The 18,745-nt window shown below is 67.8% G+C and carries 17 protein-coding genes and 1 riboswitch; of the genes, 6 read left to right on the top strand and 11 right to left on the bottom strand.

The window, feature by feature from the left end:
- Positions 1–21: 21 nt before the first annotated feature.
- The 8 genes from fmt to GFD21_RS00225 all read right to left on the bottom strand — a co-directional run bounded on the left by fmt (position 22) and on the right by GFD21_RS00225 (position 9,731).
- On the bottom strand, positions 22–984 hold the full coding sequence (fmt, locus tag GFD21_RS00260) for a methionyl-tRNA formyltransferase (protein ID WP_163195931.1): 963 nt from the start codon (positions 982–984) through the stop codon (positions 22–24).
- 175 nt (positions 985–1,159) lie between these two features.
- On the bottom strand, positions 1,160–1,864 hold the full coding sequence (locus GFD21_RS00255) for an HAD family hydrolase (RefSeq protein ID WP_163195930.1): 705 nt from the start codon (positions 1,862–1,864) through the stop codon (positions 1,160–1,162).
- Positions 1,865–1,934: 70 nt separating this feature from the next.
- On the bottom strand, positions 1,935–4,313 hold the full coding sequence (locus GFD21_RS00250) for a primosomal protein N' family DNA-binding protein (RefSeq protein ID WP_163195929.1): 2,379 nt from the start codon (positions 4,311–4,313) through the stop codon (positions 1,935–1,937).
- Between the two features lie 92 nt (positions 4,314–4,405).
- On the bottom strand, positions 4,406–5,632 hold the full coding sequence (metK, locus tag GFD21_RS00245; RefSeq protein WP_163195928.1) for a methionine adenosyltransferase: 1,227 nt from the start codon (positions 5,630–5,632) through the stop codon (positions 4,406–4,408).
- A riboswitch (SAM riboswitch) is annotated at positions 5,628–5,713 on the bottom strand. It overlaps the preceding gene by 5 nt.
- A 234-nt stretch (positions 5,714–5,947) precedes the next feature.
- Positions 5,948–6,271, bottom strand: coding sequence for a DNA-directed RNA polymerase subunit omega (rpoZ, locus tag GFD21_RS00240; RefSeq protein ID WP_163195927.1), 324 nt, complete (start codon positions 6,269–6,271; stop codon positions 5,948–5,950).
- A gap of 142 nt (positions 6,272–6,413) precedes the next feature.
- Complete coding sequence (locus GFD21_RS00235) at positions 6,414–7,259, bottom strand: sugar phosphate isomerase/epimerase family protein (RefSeq protein ID WP_163195926.1); 846 nt, start codon at positions 7,257–7,259, stop codon at positions 6,414–6,416.
- A 12-nt stretch (positions 7,260–7,271) separates the two neighbouring features.
- The gene (locus GFD21_RS00230; RefSeq protein WP_163195925.1) at positions 7,272–8,492 is read right to left on the bottom strand and encodes a DUF993 family protein; all 1,221 of its coding nucleotides are present in this window, start codon (positions 8,490–8,492) and stop codon (positions 7,272–7,274) included.
- An 87-nt stretch (positions 8,493–8,579) separates the two neighbouring features.
- Positions 8,580–9,731: a Gfo/Idh/MocA family protein gene (locus tag GFD21_RS00225; protein WP_163195924.1), complete on the bottom strand. Its 1,152-nt coding sequence runs from the start codon at positions 9,729–9,731 to the stop codon at positions 8,580–8,582.
- Positions 9,732–9,984: 253 nt separating this feature from the next.
- Between GFD21_RS00225 and GFD21_RS00220 the strand changes: the two genes are divergently transcribed.
- From GFD21_RS00220 to GFD21_RS11210, 5 genes are all read left to right on the top strand, one after another.
- The gene (locus tag GFD21_RS00220) at positions 9,985–10,632 is read left to right on the top strand and encodes a YczE/YyaS/YitT family protein (RefSeq protein ID WP_163195923.1); all 648 of its coding nucleotides are present in this window, start codon (positions 9,985–9,987) and stop codon (positions 10,630–10,632) included.
- Positions 10,633–11,051: 419 nt separating this feature from the next.
- Entirely contained in the window at positions 11,052–12,317 is a 1,266-nt protein-coding gene (locus tag GFD21_RS00215; protein WP_163195922.1) for an MFS transporter, read from the top strand.
- A gap of 345 nt (positions 12,318–12,662) precedes the next feature.
- Positions 12,663–12,791, top strand: coding sequence for a hypothetical protein (locus tag GFD21_RS11220; RefSeq protein WP_263862619.1), 129 nt, complete (start codon positions 12,663–12,665; stop codon positions 12,789–12,791).
- 115 nt (positions 12,792–12,906) lie between these two features.
- Positions 12,907–13,032 carry a hypothetical protein gene (locus GFD21_RS11215; RefSeq protein WP_263862617.1) on the top strand — a complete coding sequence of 42 codons (126 nt, stop codon included), beginning with the start codon at positions 12,907–12,909 and terminating at the stop codon, positions 13,030–13,032.
- A gap of 116 nt (positions 13,033–13,148) precedes the next feature.
- On the top strand, positions 13,149–13,274 hold the full coding sequence (locus GFD21_RS11210) for a hypothetical protein (protein ID WP_263862616.1): 126 nt from the start codon (positions 13,149–13,151) through the stop codon (positions 13,272–13,274).
- A 230-nt stretch (positions 13,275–13,504) separates the two neighbouring features.
- On the opposite strand, the gene GFD21_RS00210 is transcribed toward GFD21_RS11210, so the two are convergent.
- Genes GFD21_RS00210 through GFD21_RS00200 form a run of 3 tightly spaced genes read right to left on the bottom strand, consistent with a single transcriptional unit; the run spans position 13,505 to position 17,180 of the window.
- Positions 13,505–14,392 (bottom strand): sugar phosphate isomerase/epimerase family protein, encoded by an 888-nt coding sequence (locus tag GFD21_RS00210; protein WP_163195921.1) that lies wholly within the window; start codon positions 14,390–14,392, stop codon positions 13,505–13,507.
- A gap of 26 nt (positions 14,393–14,418) precedes the next feature.
- Complete coding sequence (locus GFD21_RS00205) at positions 14,419–16,080, bottom strand: glycoside hydrolase family 43 protein (RefSeq protein ID WP_225431506.1); 1,662 nt, start codon at positions 16,078–16,080, stop codon at positions 14,419–14,421.
- Complete coding sequence (locus GFD21_RS00200) at positions 16,077–17,180, bottom strand: glycerate kinase family protein (RefSeq protein ID WP_263862636.1); 1,104 nt, start codon at positions 17,178–17,180, stop codon at positions 16,077–16,079. The genes GFD21_RS00205 and GFD21_RS00200 overlap by 4 nt, the downstream gene beginning before the upstream one ends.
- Before the next feature lie 234 nt (positions 17,181–17,414).
- Between GFD21_RS00200 and GFD21_RS00195 the strand changes: the two genes are divergently transcribed.
- Complete coding sequence (locus GFD21_RS00195) at positions 17,415–18,500, top strand: LacI family DNA-binding transcriptional regulator (protein ID WP_318643700.1); 1,086 nt, start codon at positions 17,415–17,417, stop codon at positions 18,498–18,500.
- The last annotated feature ends 245 nt before the right edge of the window (positions 18,501–18,745 follow it).

Here is an 18,745-nt window from a genome sequence, read left to right as displayed (position 1 = left end):
ACCCGCGGCGATGCACGTCGCTCACGCGCAGCGCGCGTCGGCGGCGAGGCGGGCGCCGCGGGCCCAGTCGGCGGCGCGCATGGCCTTCTTGCCCTGCGCCTTGACCTCGAGCAGTTCGAGCGGCGCCGTGCCGGTGCCGACCCACACGTTGCGCTTGCCGGCCTTGAGCTCGCCCGGTGCCAATGACGCGGGCGTGTTCGGGTTCGCCGGGTCGGCCGGCTGGGCGCGCAGCACGTGCAGGGTGATCGGCTCGGCGCCTTCGCCGGCATGGAGCTCGCACCATGCGCCGGGGTTCGGCGTGCAGGCTCGGATCCGTCGGTCGGCCTCCTCGAGCGGCGCCGTGAAATCGATGTGCGCGTCCTCGACGGCGATCTTGTGCGCGTACGTGTAGCCGTCGGCCGGCTGCGGGGTGTAGACCGCGGTCCCCTCCCCCACGCGTGCGAGCGCGTCCACGTACATGGGGGCGCCTTCGGCGGCGAGGCGGTCGAGCAGTTCGCCGGAGGTCTCGCGGCCGGTGAGTTCCACGCTCATCGTGGCGATGACCGGACCGTCGTCCAATCCCTCGCCCACCTTGAACACGTCGGCGCCGGTGACCTTGTCGCCGGCCCAGATGGAACGCTGCACGGGGGCGGCGCCGCGCCATGCGGGCAGGTTGGAGAAGTGCAGGTTGTACCAGCCGAGCGGCACGGCGTCCAGCACGTCGACGGGCAGGATGTTGCCGTAGGCGATGACGGCGGCGATGTCCACGTCGAGCGACTTCAGCGTATCGAGGAAACCGGGGTCGCGCGGTTTCGCGTCGATGACGGGGATGCCGAGCTCCAGCGCGGCGGCCTTGACCGGGCTGGGCCTGAGCTTGCGGCCGCGGCCGGTGGGCGCGTCCGGGCGGGTGAGCACGGCGGCGACCTTGAAGCGCGGGTCGGCGGCGAACGCCTTGAGGGACGGCACGGCCACGTCGGGGGTGCCGGCGAACAGCAGTCTGAGCATGTGTGATGGTCTCCTTGATCGGGGATTCATGGGGATTCGTGAGGGTTTTCCGGGAAGGTCGCGGATGGTCGGGCATGGATATGCCTTCCCGTCGGGGAAGGCATATCGGAAGGTCATGTCGGGCGGGCTCCCGCAGGACGCCGGGCTCCCGCAGGACGCCGGGGCGGCGTGCGGGCTACTCGACGTCCGGGATGTCCACGCCGGCCTTGATGAGCAGTTCGCGCAGCTTGACCGGGTCCTTGAAGCGCACGCCGCGGATGCCGGCGGCGTTCGCGCCGACGATGTTCATCGCCTTGTCGTCGACGAACACGGCGCCGTCGGCAGTGATGCCGAACTCCTTGAGCGCTCGTTCGTAGATGTCCTTGTGCGGCTTGCGCAGCTTCACATAGCCGGAGACGACCTTGCCGTCGAGCTCCTGCAGGATCGGCGTGGCCTTTTCCGCGATCGGGAACAGTTCCTTCTCCCAGTTGGACAGGCCCCATACGCCGATTCCGGCGGCCTTGAGGTCGTTGATGAGCACGCGTGCGCCGGGCACGACGCCGACGAGCGAATCCTGGAAGTTGTCGAGATAGTACCGGAGGATGTCGGCCCACTTGTCGCCGTGGGTCTCGCGCATCCACGCGATGCCCTCCTCGGGGGTGGCGCCGCCGTCCATGCGGTCGTTGGCGTCGTAGAAGCCGGACACGTCGTTGTCGAGGAACCGGTCGATGGTCTCCTGGCTGTAGCGCGGGATGAGCACGGCCGCCGGGTTCCAGTAGATGAGCACGTTGCCGAAGTCGAAGATGACGTCGGTGATGGGTTTTCCCGCGTTCGCGGCGGCCTCGCCGTCGGCCACCAGCACGTCGTATTCCATATCCGGTTCTCCCGGCCAACCCTTCATCGCGTTCCTCCTTGGTTGTCGAAACCGTTGGTCCTCCGCCATGTTCCCATGCGTGCGGGACGCCCCGCGGTCAGATCAGGTCCTTGCGGTCGAGCTGGAATCGCAGTTCGCCGGTCTCGCGTGCGGCGACGTGCCGTGCGACCGCGCGGCGCAGGCGCGCGGCGAGTTCCTCGCGCATCGCATGCGGCACGCGGATGACGGCGCGCACGCGGTCCGCGGTCACCTCGAGTTCGCGCGCGTCGACGGTGCGCGGCTGCGGGATGGGCACCGGTCCGAGCACGCCGGGCAGTTCCGACGCGACGCCGCCGGTTCCCGGCATCGGGCATACGGCCAGGTCGCCGCCGAGCACGCCGACCGCGTGCAGCGCGTGGTCGACGGCGTCGCGGCGCCCCCATACGCAGGCGACGGACACGGCCGGCGGCATGCCGGTCTCCAACCGCTCCTCCAGTTCGCGCGAGGCGAGCAGCGTCGGATCCCACAGCATGAGCGACTGCGCGATGGCCGGGTCCGTCTCCCCCAGCAGCAGCGCCTGTCCGCCCCGTTCGCGCGAGGCGCACATGGAGACGACGCGCATCCACGTGGACAGCGCGTCCACACGCGCGTCCAGTCCCGGCGTATACAGGCTGGTCCACGCGTCGAGGATCGCGACGGCCGCGTAGGAGACGTATCGGGGCACGGCCACCTCCCGCGCGTCTCCCGCCGGCACCACGCCCGGCGTCCCCGGCGCGCGCACGCGCGGTTCCGCGCCGGGCGTCGCGATGACGATGAGCGGCCGATGATCGATCTCGCCGATGACGCCGCCCGGCTGGCTGGGCGACGACAGCAGCACGGGCACGTTGCGGAACAGGCCGCGCAGCTCGTCGGCGGTGCCGGCCGCGCCGACGCGCACGACGCGCAGCCGTTCGCCATGGCAATGCGGGCACGTCCAGTTCGACGCGGCCGCGCCGCACCAGCGGCACCGGGGCACCGGATTGCCGTGGACGCGCTGCAGCGGCCCCGTGCACCGCCGGCACCGCGCCTGGCGCAGGCATTTCGGGTTCGCGCAGCTCAACGTCTCGGCCACGCCGTCCGCGGGGATGGAGAACAGCACCGGACCGGATTGCAGGGCCTGTCGGATGTTGCCCACGGCGACGTGCGGCACACGCGCGCCGATGGACGGGTCGGCGAGGCGGGCGAGCTCCTCGCGGTTGAGCCAGCGCACCCACGGCGAGGCGTCCTTAAGCACGCTGGGCAGGGGCCGGACCGGCGTGCTCGGCCCGCTCACCGCGGTCGAGGCGGCGCGCGGGGCCACGCCCGGCAGTCCGGCGACCTCCATCTGGCTCAACGGGCTGCGCGCGTTGGCGAGCGCGACGAACACGCCGCCGTGCGCCTGCGCGCGCAGCCGCAGCACGCCGCGTGCGTGCGCGTAGGGCATCATGCCGTCGGCCTGCTGGTAGGCGGCGTCGTCCATGATGGCGAACAGGCCCGGGCCGTCGACGGGCGCGTACATGGCGGCGCGTGGGCCGATCGCGCATCGCACCTGTCCGGTGGCGATGGCGAGGTAGGCGCGGTACCGGTCCATGGGCGGCATGCCGGCGCTGAGGACCGCTACATCGCCGGTCCAGCCGCCGGTGCCGGAACGTCCCGGCCCGAACGGCGCGAATCCGAGCTCCCCCATCGCGTCGAGCACGTCGCGGGTCTCGCGCATGCCGGGCAGGACGACGACGGCCGTATGCCCGGCGGCCAACGATTCGGCGGCCATCCAGGCAAGCGCGGACACCGCCCGTCCGACGCCGGGCAGCGGGTCGAACACGAACGAGCGGAAGGCGCGGGCGTGCAGCGCGTCGTGCAGGTCGCGCACGCCGGCGTCGTATTGCGCGGCGAGACGGTCGTAGCGGGCGTCGATGCGCGCGGCGACCGTGCCGGGCACATGTGCGTCGACGGCGGGCGAGGCGGCGCGTCCGGCGAACCCGCCGGCCGCCGATGCCGCGACGGCCGCTTCCCCACCGCGCGCGAATCCGGCGACGAGCCGCTGCTCCTTCTCGACCTTGGCGACGCGCGGCGGCACGGCGAGGCGCAGGATGTTGGCGCGGGTGCCGCCGTAGGCGTCGGCGATGAGCGTGATGTCGCGGCGCATCGAGGCGGGGACGAGCACGTCGCCGCCGAGCACGCGTTCGAGGTAGCGCAAGGCGGAGCGCGGCGTGTCCGAGGCGGCTGCGCGTTCCCAGATGACGCCGTTGACGCGGCGGCCGCCGAAGCGGACGCGCACGAGCACGCCGGGGCGGGCGGCCCCGGAATCCTTCTCGTCGATGAGATAGTCGAAGGTGCGGCCCAGATGCGTGGCCTGGATGTCCAATACGACGCGGGCGATGGGATCGTGGGCGGCGGGCGTGTGCCCGGCGGACGCGCGGCGGCGCCTGCGGGGGGCGAGCCCGTCGAGCGCCGGCTGTTCCGCTTCCATCCCGGTCATAGACATAGAAGCCATGGTAGCGGCATGCGAAAGGACCGGTACATATGTACCGGTCCTTTGACGTTCAGGCGTGTCGCGGGGCGCGTTCGCCGTCAGACGAGTTCGGCGACGGCGGCCTTGAGCTCGTCGACCTTGTCGGTGCGCTCCCACGGGAACTCGACGTCGACGCGGCCGAAGTGGCCGTAGGCGGCGGTCTTCGCGTAGATCGGGCGCTTCAGGTCGAGCTCGTCGATGATCGCGGCGGGGCGCAGGTCGAAGACCTTGCGCACGGCGGCGGCGATCTGGGCGCGGGTGACGCCCTCCTCGGTGCCGTAGGTCTCGACGTTCACGGAGACCGGGTCGGCCACGCCGATCGCGTAGGCGACCTGGACCTCGACGCGGTGCGCGAGGCCGGCGGCGACGATGTTCTTGGCCACCCAGCGGGTCGCGTAGGCGGCGGAACGGTCCACCTTGGACGGGTCCTTGCCGCTGAACGCGCCGCCGCCGTGGTGGGCGGCGCCGCCGTACGTGTCGACGATGATCTTGCGGCCGGTGAGGCCCGCGTCGGCGGCCGGGCCGCCGAGCACGAACGAGCCGGTCGGGTTGACGAGCTGGCGGTAGTCGTCGTGCTTGACGCCCTCGCCGAGCACCTCGTCGAGGATCGGGTCGATGACGTGCTCCTTGAGCTGGTCGCGCAGCCATTCCTGCGTGACCTGCGGATCGTGCTGGGTGGAGATGAGCACGGTGTCGACGCGCAGCGGGCGGTCGTCCTCGTCGTATTCGATGGTGACCTGGGTCTTGCCGTCCGGGCGCAGGTGCGGCACCTCGCCGCTCTTGCGCACCTCGGTCAGGCGGTAGGCGAGGCGGTGGGCCAGGTAGATGGGCAGCGGCATGAGCACGTCGGTCTCGTCGGTGGCGTAGCCGAACATGACGCCCTGGTCGCCGGCGCCCTGCGCCTCGTAGCGTTCCTCGCGGCTGGCGGCGGATTCCTTCTCGCCGCTCAGGCGCGCGACGCCCTGGTTGATTTCGGCGCTCTGGCCGGTGATGGCGACGATCACGCCGCAGGAGTCGGCGTCGAGGCCGACCTCGGAGGACGTGTAGCCGATGCGGCGCAGCGTCTCGCGCACCTTGGACTGGACGTCGACGTAGCCTTCGGAGGTCACCTCGCCGAACACGAGGAACACGCCGGTGGCGGCGGAGGTTTCGACGGCGACGTGGGACTGCGGGTCCTGGCGGAGCAGTTCGTCGAGAATCTCGTCGGAGATCTGGTCGCACACCTTGTCCGGGTGGCCTTCGGTGACGGATTCGGCGGAGATGAGCTTGCGCTCCTGGTTGGTCATATCATCCCTCTTTCGGACTTATCGCCCCGCTGCGGCGGGACGTCCGCGAGGACGTTCGCGCAGGCGAGGCACAATGATACGGTTTGTTCTTTTTTTCTTGGGGACCGCACGGGCTTCGACGCGGCTTCGCGCGCCATGGACGCAGCCTCACGGCTACGAAAAAGGCCCGTGCCAAACCGTGGCGTGTATGACATACGTCACGGCCGGCGCGAGCCTCAGGTCGTTCGCTCCTGCCGTCCAGTTCTACACGACACGCCGTCCTAGGGCAAGCGTGTGTCGGAAGAACGCGGGGGCGGAAGGACGAATCGGGAAAGGTCAGTTGCCTTCGGTCAGGTCGTCCTCGCCGAGGGTCTCCTCGAGCAGGCCCTCGTTGATCTCGCGGAAGGCGATGGACAGCGGCTTCTCGTTGTTCTGGTACTCGACGAGCGGGCCGACGTTCTGCAGCAGGCCCTCGTTGAGCTGGGTGAAGTAGGAGTTGATCTGACGGGCGCGCTTGGCGGCGAAGATCGCCAGGGCGTACTTGGAGTCGGCGTGCTCCATGAGATCGTCGATCGTCGGGCTGGCCAGGCCGTCGGGGGTGGGGCTGGTGCCGAACGCCTCGTTGCCCTTCACCTCGGTGGTCTCGGTTTCTTCTGCCATATTCGTATGCTCCAAACCGTGGAAAATCTATCTCAACCGCAATGAGTATAGCCATATGCGGGGACCGTGCGGCCCGCATTCCCTCCCGGACGCGGGCCACACGGTCCGGCGCATATGGACGTCCCGTCATCGCGGCGCGGTCTCAGCGCACCGGCCAGTACGGCGCGACCTCCTTGTCGAAGGCCTCGGAGACCCTGGCGGCGACCTGGTCGAACGGGGTGTCCCACACGGCCTGGTTGAAGATCTCGCATTCGATGTCGCCGCGCCAGCCGGTGGCGGCGACCGCCTCGGTGAGCGACTTGAAATCGATGACGCCCTCGCCCATGTAGTGGCGGCTCAGCAGCACGTCCTTCTCGAACGGCGTGCGGTAATCGCACACCTGATAGGTGGCGATGCGGCCCTCGCGCCCGGCGCGGGCGATGGAACCGAGCACCTGCGGATCCCAGAAGATGTGGAACGTGTCGACGGTCACGCCCACGGCCTTGGGATCGAACGGGGCGGCGAGGTCGAGCGCCTGGCCGAGCGTCGAGACGCAGGCGCGGTCGGTGCAGTACATCGGATGCAGCGGTTCGATGGCGAGCGTGACGCCCGCGGCGAGCGCGTCCTTCTCGAGTTCGGCGAGCGCGTCCGAGATGCGTGCGCGGGCGCCGATGAGGTCCTTGGAGCCTTCCGGCAGTCCGCCGACGACGAGCACGAGGACCTTGCAGCCGAACGCGGCGGTCTCTTCGATGAGCTTGCGGTTGTCGTCGATGGAGGCGCGGCGCGCCGGGCCTTCGGGCATGGTGAAGAAGCCGCCGCGGCACATGGTGGACACGCGCAGGCCGGAGTCGGCGACCATCTTCACGGCCGTGTCGAGCCCCACGGCCTCGACGGGTTCGCGCCACAGGCCGACGCTGTGGTAGCCGGCCTTAGTGAGTGTGTCGAGCGTCCGCCTCAGGTCGGCGTGCTTGATGGTCGCCTGGTTCATCGAAAGAATCGGATTGGTCATGGTATCGCTTCCTTAGTTGATGCCGTTGATGGCGAGCAGCGCGTTCCAGCGTTCGGCGGCGAGTTCCGGCTTCTCGAACGCGCCGCACGCGTTGGCGAGTTCGACGACGCGGCTCAGGTTCGGCAGGCTGCGCGCGGACTGCAGGCCGCCGACCATCTGGAAGGCCGGCTGGTGGCCGTTGAGCCAGCTCATGAACGAGACGGAGGTCTTGTAAAACTCGGTGGGATGGACGAACACCTGCTGGGCGAGCGCCTGCGTGGGTTCGAGGATGCGCAGGTATTCGGCCTCGTCGCCCCTGTCGAGCGCCTGGATGGCGGCGGAGGCGTGCGGCGCGAGCACGCTGAACGCGCCGAGCAGCGCGTTGGAGTGCATGACGGCGCGTCCGCCGTGCTTCGGGTCGTCCTGTTCGGCGTCGCGGATGAGGTCGACGTAGTGGAAGTCGTCGCCGGTGAGCATCATCGTGCCCTCGGGCAGCATGGCGCGCATGTAGCGTTCGGAGTCGGCGTCGAGCAGCGACATCTTCACGCCGCGCACCTTGCCCGGGTTGTGTTCGATGATGGTCAGGACGGTCTTCGAGGCCTCATGCCAGTCGGTGGAGCCGAAGTAGCCGTGCAGCTGCGCGTCGAACACCTCGCCGAGCCAGTGGAGGATGACCGGCGTCCTCGCGGCGCCGATGACCTCGTCGTAGGCCTTGATGTAGTCGGCGGGGCTTTGCGCGGTGCGGCACAGGTGGCGCGAGCACATGATGACGGGGCCGTCACCCGCCTCCTCGCATACGGACAGCTGTTCGAGGTAGGCGTCGACGATCTCGCGCAGCGTGTAGTCGCCGCCCTGCTCGAGCTGGTCGGTGTTGACGCCCACGCAGACGAGGTCGGCGACTGAACGCCCCCACCCTTCCTTGGCGGCGTATTCGCGCGCGGCCGCGCCGGAGCGTCGCATGAGCTCGGCGGTGGCGGCCCAGTCCATGCCGAGGTTGCGCTGGGCGGTGTCCATGCAGTCGGCCACGCCCAGTCCCCACGACCAGACCATGCGACGGAAGCCGATGGTGGCGTCCCAGTCGACTTCGGCCGGGCGGCCGGGCGTGTTGTCGGCCCAGGCGAGCGGCACGACGTGCGCGGCGGCGTATGCGACGCGGGAGGCGAGCGGCGCCGTGGGCTTGGCGAATGACGGCGCGGGGTTCGCTTCGATGGCGCGCGTCGCGCCGTCGGCGCCGATCAGTGTGAATGAGGTCATGGTCATGCTCCTTCCGGCTCCCCGCCCTTGCGGGGAGCCGATGCGGTTGGATTCGACGGATTGGCCGGGGTACGGAACGGACGGCGGTCAGTAACGGCCCTCGGGGACCTGCACCTTGGCGCCCTTGGCGGTGGATTCGTAGCCGAGTTCGGCCAGACGCACGCCGCGTGCGCCGGAGGCGAAGTCGTACGGATAGTCGGTGCCTTCGGCGAGGGAGCGGATGTACTCCTCCCACTGCGCCTTGAAGCCGTTCTCGAAGGTCTCGTCGGTGCCGATCTCCTGCCAGTCGTCCATGTAGTGGTGCGGATCCGGCACGTCCGGGTTCCAGAAGGCCTTCGGCGTGACGTCGCGCACCTGGACCTCGGCGCCGAACAGGCCGACGACCGCGGATCCGCGCGTGCCGTCGATCTGGAATTCGAGCAGTTCGTTGCGGTAGACGCGGGTGTTCCAGGAGGAGTTCATCTGCACGGTGATGCCGTTCTCCAGCTCGAAGATCGCGTAGGCGGCGTCCTCGGCGGTGGCCTGGTAGACGTCGCCCTTCTCGTCGACGCGCTCGGGGATCTCGGTCTTCGCTTCCGCGTAGACGGTCCTGATCCTGCCGAACAGGCCTTCGATGACGTAGTTCCAGTGCGGGAACATGTCGGAGATCATGCCGCCGCCGAGCTCCTTCTTGTAGTTCCAGCTGGGGCGCTGGGATTCGCGCCAGTCGCCTTCGAACACCCAGTAGCCGAATTCGCCGTGCACCGACAGGATGCGGCCGAAGAATCCGGACTTGATGAGTCGGCGCAGCTTGAGCAGGCCGGGCAGGAACAGCTTGTCGTGCACGACGCCGGTCCTGACGCCCTTGGCCTCGGCGAGGCGCACGAGCTCGCGGACGTCCTCGTAGGTCTCGGCGAGCGGCTTCTCGGTGTAGATGTCCTTGCCGGCGGCGATGGCCTTCTTCAGCGATTCGACGCGGGCGGAGGTGACGAGGAAGTCGGCGTACAGCGGGTAGTGCGGGTCGGCGAGCACCGAGTCGAGGTCGGTGGTGTATTTGAGCCCGCCGTGCTTCTCGGAGGCCTCCTTGAGCTTGGACTCGTGGCGGCCCACGAGGATCGGGTCGAGCTGGACGCGCGATCCGTCGGACAGCTCCACGCCTCCCTGTTCGATGATCGGCAGGATGGAACGGCACAGGTGCTGGCGGTAGCCCATGCGGCCGGTCGCGCCGTTGAGGATCACTCCGATGGTCTTGTCTGCCATGTTCGTCGGTTTCCTTTCGTTGATTGCGGCTTTGCAGTCACGTCTTGCATTGTTCGTGGTTCGTGCTTATCTTATTTGGTAAGCGCTTTCCGTTGATTTGCACTATACACCACCCTATGACGTGGCGCAAATCACAAGAAACGCCAAAAACAGACCAAGGCAACCACCTGCGCACTGCGCAAAGAAACGGTAAGCGATTTCTTTACCAATGGGCCGGCGCATGGCCCGGCATCGCAGTTAAGGAGGAACGCATATGCCCTACATCGCGAAACGCCTCGCATGTTTCCTGGCCGGGATCGCCATCGAATCCTTCGGCATCGCGCTTATCACGAAAAGCAACCTCGGCACCTCGCCGATCTCGAGCATCGCGTGGGTGACGACGCTCAGGTTCCCGCAGATCAGCTTCGGCGTCACCACCTTCGCGATGAACGTGGTCTTCGTGGTCGTCGAGGTGATCCTGCTGCGACGGGACTTCCACGCCTTCCAGTACCTGCAGCTGGCGGTCACGTTCTGGTTCGCCGCCGTGCTCGACGTGAGCATGTCCCTGCTGGGGTGGTTCGACCCGGTCTCCTGGTGGGCGCGGGGTGCGGGGCTCCTGCTCGGCTGCGCGATCCTGGCGCTCGGCATCTGCATGGAGGTCTCCCCCGCCCTGATCATGGTGCCCGGCGAGGGCATCGTGAACGCGTTCGCCAAGGTGACCAAGGTGCGCTTCGGCACGGTCAAGGTGTGCTTCGACGTCTCGCTGATCATCATCGCGGGCGTGCTCTCGTCCGTCTTCTTCGGCCGGCTCGACGGCCTCGGCGTGGGCACGGTGGTCGCCGCGGTCATCACCGGTCAGATCGTGAACCTCATCAACCGCCACGTCCGCTTCGTCGGCCCGCCGGTCAGGAAGGCCGCGTGACGGCCGGATCCGTCACCGGCACGGCGATCGGAAGCCCCTCCCGCACGGACCGCCGCGACCGCCGACGACCCGTCGTCTAACCGGCCCGACACGCCGGATCTTCCGGCCGACGGGATGCTCCCGCAACGGACAGCACATTATACGGAAAGCGCTTTTGAATACCGGAGACGCATCGGCACGCGGCGTGGCCCCCGCTGCGACACGCACGGGAAAACATGCTCATTCCCTTGTATTGCAAAGCTTTTCAACACATTCACGCCGATTGCCGAACAGAACCTTTGCAAATATTTGCGTAACGCTGTATATTCATTGCAGCGGAAAGCGCTTACAGTTCATTCGAAGGCGATGTCACGGCAGACAAGGAACCGCAGGCGCGCAACCCGCACCATGTCGTACAACAAACATGAAGGAGTGTTGACATGAAGGATTCAGTGCAGCCGGCCGCGGCCGCGCACCCGTCCCCCAAGGACGAGGACCAGCCGAAGTTCCCATGGAAGGCGGGGCTCGGCCTGCTGTTCGGCGGCGCCGGCTGGTACTGGGCCGGCCAGGCCGTCAACGCGGTGCTGCTGCCCGCCAAGATCGCCCAGATCGACCCGGAGGGCAAGGTGGCGCTCGTCGCCATCATCTCCACGGTGACGATGATCATCTCCATCGTCGCCGGCATCGTGGGCGGCGCGTTGTCCGACATGACGCGCTCCCGTTTCGGCTCGCGCACCCCGTGGATCGTGGGAGGCGTCGTGTTCGGCACCATCGCGTTGCTGACCTTCGCGTTCACCTCCAGCGTGCCGGTGGTGCTGGGCAGCTGGTGGGTGTACGCCGCCATCTACAACGCGATGCTCGCGGCCGGCTGCGCATGGCAGCCCGACCAGGTCGCCCCGCGCTGGCGCGGCACCGCGTCCTCCATGTACGGCGTCGGCCACCAGGCCGCGCTGCAGGGCGCCCAGGTCGTCGCCGCGCTGTTCGTCACGAACATCCCCAAGGGCGTCATCATCTCGCTGGCCATCGGCGGCGTGCTGTCGCTGCTGTCCGTGGCGGTCTGCCGCGAACCGTCCAACACGCACGTGCCGCGTTCCTCCTTCACCGTCGTCGAGGCGCTGCGCAACTTCCTGCCGCCGGCGGACGGCGGACGCGACTACTGGCTGGCGGCGCTCGCCCGCTTCCTGTGGATGGTCCCCGGCGGCATCGGCACCTACCGCCTCTACACGCTGACCGACTACATGCACCAGGACGAGGCCACCGCCGGCCAGTGGATGAGCTTCATGGCGCTGCTCGGCATGATCGCCGCGATGGGCTGCGGCATCATCGCGGGCCCGATCTCCGACAAGTTCCGCAGCGTGAAGATCCCGCTCGCCGTGGCCATCTTCTTCGTCGGCCTGCCCTGCTGGCTGCCGTTCTTCGTCCCCACGCCCGTGATGTACACGATCTACGTGGCCGTCTCCTCGCTGGGCTCCGGCGTGTTCAGCTCGCTCGACCAGGCGATCATGACCACCGTGCTGCCGCATCCGGAGAACGCCGCCAAGGACCTCGCGTTCCTCAACTCCTGCGGCGTGGTGGGCAACCTCGCCGCCCCGCTGCTGGCCGCCTGGGTCATCAAGATGTTCGGCTACGCCGGCCTGTTCCCGATGGGCTTCATCGTCCTGACCAGCGCCGCCATCTGCATCTTCTTCATCAGGAAGGTCCACTGAGCCCTCCGGGAGCGGACGCGACACGCCGTATGGCATGATTCCCGCACTCCCTTCCGAATACGACCATCAAGCCCCCTGCCGATCCATCCGCGATCGGCAGGGGGCTTTTCGCATATCCTGCGAATCCGCGTTTTCCATGGCTTTCCGGACCATGCGTTCTGCCAACGTTTGCATCGAACCGGTTCGAGACAACTGCCGCAACGGTTTCGCCGACGGCGCACGACACGCCGATGCACCCCTTCCCCTCTTGCACGGATCGCCATGACGCGCTATTCTGAAACCGGTTTCAAAAGGAACCGGAAAACATCAAAGCCAGCACGGCTTTGACCAACGAAAGGAAACACCATGTCGTTCAAGGATTCCATGCTTCGCGGTCTCGCCATGTACGGCGCCAGCACCATGGCCCAGCACTCCATGGGCAGCGCGAAGGTCCTCTCCGACCTCGTCAACGAGTCCAACAAGCTCGCCCGCTGAAACAGCTGAAACGATAGGACTTCGATGACCGGAATGGTCATCACCCGATAACGCAACGAAAAAACACCGGGATGCCCGCAGGAAGCGGAATCTCGGGCAAGGAAAGGAAATCATCATGTCGTTCAAGGATTCCATGCTTCGCGGTCTCGCCATGGTCGGCGCCGATGCCATGTCCCGCAACGGTTACGGCAACGCCCAGGTGCTCGCCGACATCGTCAACGACAACAAGATCGGCCGCTGAGCCGCACTCCCCCGATGACCCGCACGGTCATCATCCGATAGCCGAATACAGAAACACAAGCCGAAGCCCGCAACAACCCGAACGGAAGGGCCTTCGGACAAGGAAAGGAAATCATCATGTCGTTCAAGGATTCCATGCTTCGCGGTCTCGCCATGTACGGTGCCAGCACCATGGCCCAGTCCTCCGCCCGTAACGCCCAGGTGCTCGTCGACATCGTCAACGACACCAAGACCGCCCGCTGAACCTCGGGCATCGCGTAGGCGAAACACACAACGGCGCGTTCCGGCCGAAACGGGAACCGGACATCGACCGATGGGTGATGTTCACAACTGAATGGGACAATGGGGTCCATACATATTTTTCGCGTGTTTGGTGTGCGACCAATCCGGGGAGTCGGCTGCGCACCGAACGCGAATGGGGACGGAATCAGGCGAATTCCCGATTCCGTCCCCATTCGCGTTCAACCGTATGTTCACAGCTGGGATTCGGCCGGCAGGGCCTCGATGGCCTTGCGGGCGGCCTTCAAGGCCTCCTCGAGCGGCTCGACCTGGGGGTACCAGCGGCGCTCCCACTCCAACGACAGCGGACCGGTGTAGCCGCCGTCCTTGAGCAGCTTGCAGCATTCGGCGAGCGGCACGCGACCGGTGCCCTGCAGCACCGGGGTCTGGTCGCCGGGGAACGCGCAGTCCTTGATCTGCACGACGCCGCGGCCGTTCACGAGATACGGCTTGAGGTACTCGAAGGTGGTGGCCGGCGCCTCGCCGACGCGCCACGGGTGGGCGAGGTCCCAGATGGAACCCGCCTGGTTGCCGGGGGCGAGCTTATCGAGGTAGTAGTGGATGATCGCGTTGCGCTCGCCGTTGGTGTGGCTGTCGTGCGTCTCGATCAGGGGCTGGACGCCGAGCTTGTCGGCGGTCGGCAGGGCCTTGGCGATGATTTCGGCTCCGCGCTTGGACACGCCGGCGAGGTTCATGCCTTCGGGCAGGACCATGCCCGGCAGGCGGTCCGGATCCCAGCTGGGCTCGAGCGGGGCGGTCGGGAAGACGCGCACGTACTTGGCACCGAGCACCTTGGCCATGTGCAGGCAGTGTTCGAGGCTTTCGACGAGCTCATCCTCGTCGCGGGCGGTGTTGCACACCTGCACGCGCGAGTCGACGGCGAAGATCGCGACGCCGGCCTTCTCGGCGAGCTCGTCGCGCATGCGCCTGAGCTCGTCGTCGGTGGACTTCATCGTGAACTTCATCTCGTCGCCGACGGCGACCTCGATCTTCGTCACCCCGGTGGCGGTGAAGGTCTTGGCGAGCTCGTCCATCGAATCGTACGGTGCGCCGAGGGTCGACGCGGCCAGTTCCCATGCCATGATCGTTGTCCTTTCGTTGGAAAAATTCAGTGCTGTTCGCGGTAGTCGAAGTACTGGAAGTCGGCGTGCGAGCGGTGGGCGTCCATGTCCTGCGAGCAGATGCCCACCATGCCGCCGGTGAACGCGCAGCCCTTGATCGTACGTTCGACGTAGTCGTCGCTGATGTGGTCTGCCGGCTGGACGCCGCCCACGGCCTTCCACACCGGGTTGTCGGCGTGCATGTCCGGCCCCTGCGTGAAGCGGAAGTGCGCCTTGTCGCGCCTGACCTCCACGCGGATGCGCACGGGACCGTCCTCGAGCGCGATCGGTTCGGAGCCGTATTCGAGCTCCTCATGGTCGCAGCGCAGCACCTGGATGATGCGCCTGTCGGTGCCCTCGGAGTCGAAGGTCACATAGGCGTAGATCCAGTTGCACGTGTCGTAGTAGAGGATGAGACCGGCCATCTGCTGGTAGTCGGTCGGATCGAAGTCGAGCACGGTCTCCGCATCGAAGTCGTACGCCTCCCAACGGCGGGCGAACAGGGTCTGATGGTGCTGCGAGCGCAGCGACTGCGCGCCGTACAGGCGCAACCATCCGGGGCGTGCGGTGAGCGAATAGTCCTGCTCGGCCGCAAGCGAGGTGCGCAGGGTCTTCAGGCTCGGCGGGATGGCCGGATCGGTCACGGAATTCAACGGCGCGTCCGCCTGCGCGGCGCGGTCCGCCTCGAACTCGATGCGCTCGGAACGGTCGGTGCGCTGCACGACGCCCTGCGCGATCGCGGGCGCCGGGACCTTCAGGTCCGGGCTGATCGTGTCGTTGACAAGACGCGGCCAGCCATCCTCGGTCCAGTAGATCTTCTGGATGCCGGTCTCGCGGCCGAGCGTGCAGTTGCCGCGTTCGGTCAGGGGCCGGCCGCAGATCTGCGTGACATACCATTCGTCGCCGATCTGCAGGAAGCAGCAGTGGCCGGACTTCTGCAGCGGGTTGCCCGGCTCGTCGCGGGTCGTCATGAGCGGCGTGTACGGCGAATCCTCGAACGGGCCTTCGAGCGTGCGGGCACGCGCCACGGTGGCGGCGTGCATGTATCCGGTGCCGCCGGCCGCGCACAGGAGGTAGTACCAGCCGTCCCTCTTGAGGATCTGCGGCCCTTCGCACACGCCGAGCTTGGTGCCCTTGTAGAAGTGCTTGCGCTCGCCGATCAGCTGCATGGTGTCGGGATCGAATTCCTGGATGACGGTGCCGGAGAACTTCTCATGGCCCGGGCGGTAGTCGTAGAGCATGTTGAGGAACCATTTGCGGCCGTCGTCGTCGTGGAAGATGGCCGGGTCGAAGCCGGAGGCGGTCAGGAAGTGCGGTTCGCTCCACGGACCGGTGATGTCCGGCGCGGTGATGACGTAGTTGAGGGTGTCCTTGAACGGCGCGTAGGTCTTGACGTCCGTGTAGACGAGCCAGAACTTTCCGTCGGCGTAGCTTAGGTGCGGCGCCCACAGGGATCCGGAGTCGTAGTTGCCGCGGAGGTCGACCTGCGATTCGCGGTTGACGGGGGCGGCGACCCACTCCCAGTTGACGAGGTCCCTGGAATGGTAGATGTCGATGCCGGGCCACCATTCGAAGGTGGAGACGGCGATGTAGTAGTCGTCGCCGACGCGCAGGGCGCTGGAGTCCGGGTGGAAGCCCGGCAGGATCGGGTTGGTGATCATCGTGGTCATGCTGATTGTCCTTCGTTGTCATGCACCCGCAGCAGACGGGTGACCTGTTCGGCGGTGCGTGCGACGTTGTCGGCGGCGTGCTCGAGCAGGTCATCGAGCGTGGCGGCGCCGGGGGCGATGCCGAAGACCGCGTCGATGCCGGTTTCGTACAGTTCGCCGATGCCCTCGCCCACGTGCCCGGCGAGGACGACGACGGGCCTGCCGTGCCGTTTGGCGGTCCGCGCCACGCCGGCGGGCGTCTTGCCGAATTTGGTCTGGAAGTCGATGGAGCCTTCGCCGGTGAACACCACGTCGGCCCATTGCGCGGCCTCGTCGAGTCCGGAGGTCTCGATGACGATATCGATGCCTGGGCGGAACGCGGCGCCGAGGACGCCCTTGAGCGCCGCGCCGATGCCGCCGGCCGCGCCCGCGCCGGGCACGTCGGCCACGGCGACGGACAGTTCGCGTCCGATGACGTCGGCGAAACGCGCGAGCGCGTGGTCGAGCGCGGCGACGTCGGCGGGCGAGGCGCCCTTCTGCGGTCCGAACACGGCGCTGGCGCCCTGCGGGCCGGTCAGCGGGTTGGTCACGTCGCAGGCGGCGACGATCCCGACATGCGCGAGCCGCGGGTCGAGACCGGACAGGTCGACGTGGTCGAGCCCGGCGAGCGCGGCGCCGCCGGGCGCCACGTCATGGCCGTCACGGTCGAGGAGGCGGGCGCCGAGGGCCTTGAGGAGACCGGCTCCGGCGTCGTTGGTGGCGGAGCCGCCGAGACCGACGATGATCCGCGTGGCGCCCGCGTCGAGCGCGGCGCGGATGAGTTCGCCCGTGCCGTATGAGGAGGCGGCGAGCGGGTCGCGTTCCTCAGGGGCGAGCAGGGCGAGGCCGCTGGCCTCGGCGGTTTCGACGACGGCGGTCGTGCCGTCGCCGAGCATGCCGAATTCGGCCGCGATCGGACGGCCGAGCGGGTCGTGGGCGTCGACGGCGCGCATCGCGCCGCCGGTGGCGTCGGCGAGCGCGCGGGCGGTGCCTTCGCCGCCGTCCGCCATGGGCAGGCATCGGACCTCGGCGTCGGGGTCCGCGTTCTTGATGCCCCGTGCCATCGCCTGCGCCGCCTCCATGGCGGTCAGGCTCTCCTTGAAGGAGTCCGGGGCGCATAGGTATCGCGTCATGGCTCACAGCTTACCTCACGACACGCCGGAATGGAAAACGCTTACCACATATTTTCTGCAACCCTATGACACCGATTCGCCGTTTCGCGAACCACTGTTCGCGTTATCACGCAAATCACGCTAGTATTGCGGTAAACGTTTTAGAACATTTTCCGTTTTCCGATGATGCAAAGGACGGCCACCGTGGCAGTACAGAACGGCAAGGCGCAGTCGCCGGCGACGCTGATGGACGTGGCGAGGGAGGCCAACGTCTCCATCGCCACGGCGTCGCGCGTGCTCAACGGCAGCACCCGCAAGGTGCGCAACCAGTCGTACGTGAAGGTGATGGAGGCGGCCACCAAGCTCAACTACCGCCCCAACGCGTACGCGCAGGCGGTGGCCAAGGGCACGGCGCCGAGCATCGTGCTGCTCGTCTCCGACATCTCCGACCCCTACTTCGCCGCCGTGTCGCAGGGCGTGGTCCGGGCGGCGGCCGAACGCGGCATCTCGGTGACCATCGGCGTGGCCGCCACGCCGCACGAGGAGCTGGAGGCGGTGCGCAAGGCCGTCGCGACGCGACCGCGCGGCATCATCGTCTCCGAAAGCGAATACCTCGACGCGCCGGAACGCCCCGAGCTCGAATCGGAGCTCAAACAGTACGAGGCGTCCGGCGGGCGCGCCGTGTTCGTGCTCAACCGCAACCTGCCGTTCCCGGCCGTGGACGTGGCCAACGACGTCGGCGCCCGCGCCGTCGCCAAGCTCATCGTCGACTCCGGCTACTCACGGCCCGTGATCCTCAAGGGCGACGACGCGCACCGCTCCTCCCAGGAGCGACTCGCCGGCGTGATGGACGTGCTGGACGCCGCCGGCGTCGCCGTGGACCCGAAGGCCGTGGCCAACGGCAAGTTCAGCCGCACCGAAGGCTACGCGGCCATCATGCGCATGGGACGTTCCGGCCTGCTCTCCCCCGGCGAGGGCGCGTTGTACGACGGCCGCGGCGTCGACTCGGTCATCGCGCTCAACGACGTGATGGCCATCGGCGCGATGACCGCGCTGCGCGCCAACGGGCTCGAACCCGGCAAGGACGTGGGCGTCACCGGGTTCGGCGACATCCCCTATTCCGCGGACGTCTACCCGCCGCTGACCACCGTGCACCTGCCGCTGGCCGAGATGGGCCAGGCCGCGGTCGACAGCGTCCTCGGCAAACGCGACGAGGGCGACGACGACCGCCTCATCTACGTGCAGAGCGCGCCGGACGTGGTCCTGCGCGGCTCCCTGCCGCGGCGGTAGCCGGCGGGACACGCCCCCTGCCTGTGCTTTGCAGAGAATCGTTCTCAACAGCGAAAGTGCGAGGACGGCCCTCGCCGAAACGAACACATGGGTATGCCCCGGAATCCAGTGGTTCCGGGGCATACCCATGTGTTCGCATATGCGCGGATGCGTGCGGATGACTCGCACTTTCGTTATCGGGAACGATTCGCTGCGCACGACATAGGGGCGGGGGGGGGGGGGGGGGGGCGGGGGGGGGGGGGGGG

The organism is Bifidobacterium platyrrhinorum (assembly GCF_010667645.1).
Classification (GTDB): domain Bacteria; phylum Actinomycetota; class Actinomycetes; order Actinomycetales; family Bifidobacteriaceae; genus Bifidobacterium; species Bifidobacterium platyrrhinorum.
Note: the sequence above shows the minus strand (reverse complement) of the source record. Positions and strands in the feature narration are given on the sequence as shown.

Excerpts from the sequence above, each read along its gene's own strand:
- GFD21_RS00225 (WP_163195924.1), bottom strand. The coding sequence starts at position 9,731 with ATGGCAGACAAGACCATCGGAGTGATCCTCAACGGCGCGACCGGCCGC.
- GFD21_RS11210 (WP_263862616.1), top strand. The coding sequence starts at position 13,149 with ATGTCGTTCAAGGATTCCATGCTTCGCGGTCTCGCCATGTACGGTGCC.
- GFD21_RS00250 (WP_163195929.1), bottom strand. The coding sequence starts at position 4,313 with ATGACCGGGATGGAAGCGGAACAGCCGGCGCTCGACGGGCTCGCCCCC.
- GFD21_RS00255 (WP_163195930.1), bottom strand. The coding sequence starts at position 1,864 with ATGAAGGGTTGGCCGGGAGAACCGGATATGGAATACGACGTGCTGGTG.
- GFD21_RS00230 (WP_163195925.1), bottom strand. The coding sequence starts at position 8,492 with ATGACCTCATTCACACTGATCGGCGCCGACGGCGCGACGCGCGCCATC.
- GFD21_RS00235 (WP_163195926.1), bottom strand. The coding sequence starts at position 7,259 with ATGACCAATCCGATTCTTTCGATGAACCAGGCGACCATCAAGCACGCC.
- GFD21_RS00210 (WP_163195921.1), bottom strand. The coding sequence starts at position 14,392 with ATGGCATGGGAACTGGCCGCGTCGACCCTCGGCGCACCGTACGATTCG.
- GFD21_RS11215 (WP_263862617.1), top strand. The coding sequence starts at position 12,907 with ATGTCGTTCAAGGATTCCATGCTTCGCGGTCTCGCCATGGTCGGCGCC.
- GFD21_RS11220 (WP_263862619.1), top strand. The coding sequence starts at position 12,663 with ATGTCGTTCAAGGATTCCATGCTTCGCGGTCTCGCCATGTACGGCGCC.
- fmt (WP_163195931.1), bottom strand. The coding sequence starts at position 984 with ATGCTCAGACTGCTGTTCGCCGGCACCCCCGACGTGGCCGTGCCGTCC.
- metK (WP_163195928.1), bottom strand. The coding sequence starts at position 5,632 with ATGACCAACCAGGAGCGCAAGCTCATCTCCGCCGAATCCGTCACCGAA.
- GFD21_RS00215 (WP_163195922.1), top strand. The coding sequence starts at position 11,052 with ATGAAGGATTCAGTGCAGCCGGCCGCGGCCGCGCACCCGTCCCCCAAG.
- GFD21_RS00220 (WP_163195923.1), top strand. The coding sequence starts at position 9,985 with ATGCCCTACATCGCGAAACGCCTCGCATGTTTCCTGGCCGGGATCGCC.
- GFD21_RS00200 (WP_263862636.1), bottom strand. The coding sequence starts at position 17,180 with ATGGAGGCGGCGCAGGCGATGGCACGGGGCATCAAGAACGCGGACCCC.
- rpoZ (WP_163195927.1), bottom strand. The coding sequence starts at position 6,271 with ATGGCAGAAGAAACCGAGACCACCGAGGTGAAGGGCAACGAGGCGTTC.
- GFD21_RS00205 (WP_225431506.1), bottom strand. The coding sequence starts at position 16,080 with ATGACCACGATGATCACCAACCCGATCCTGCCGGGCTTCCACCCGGAC.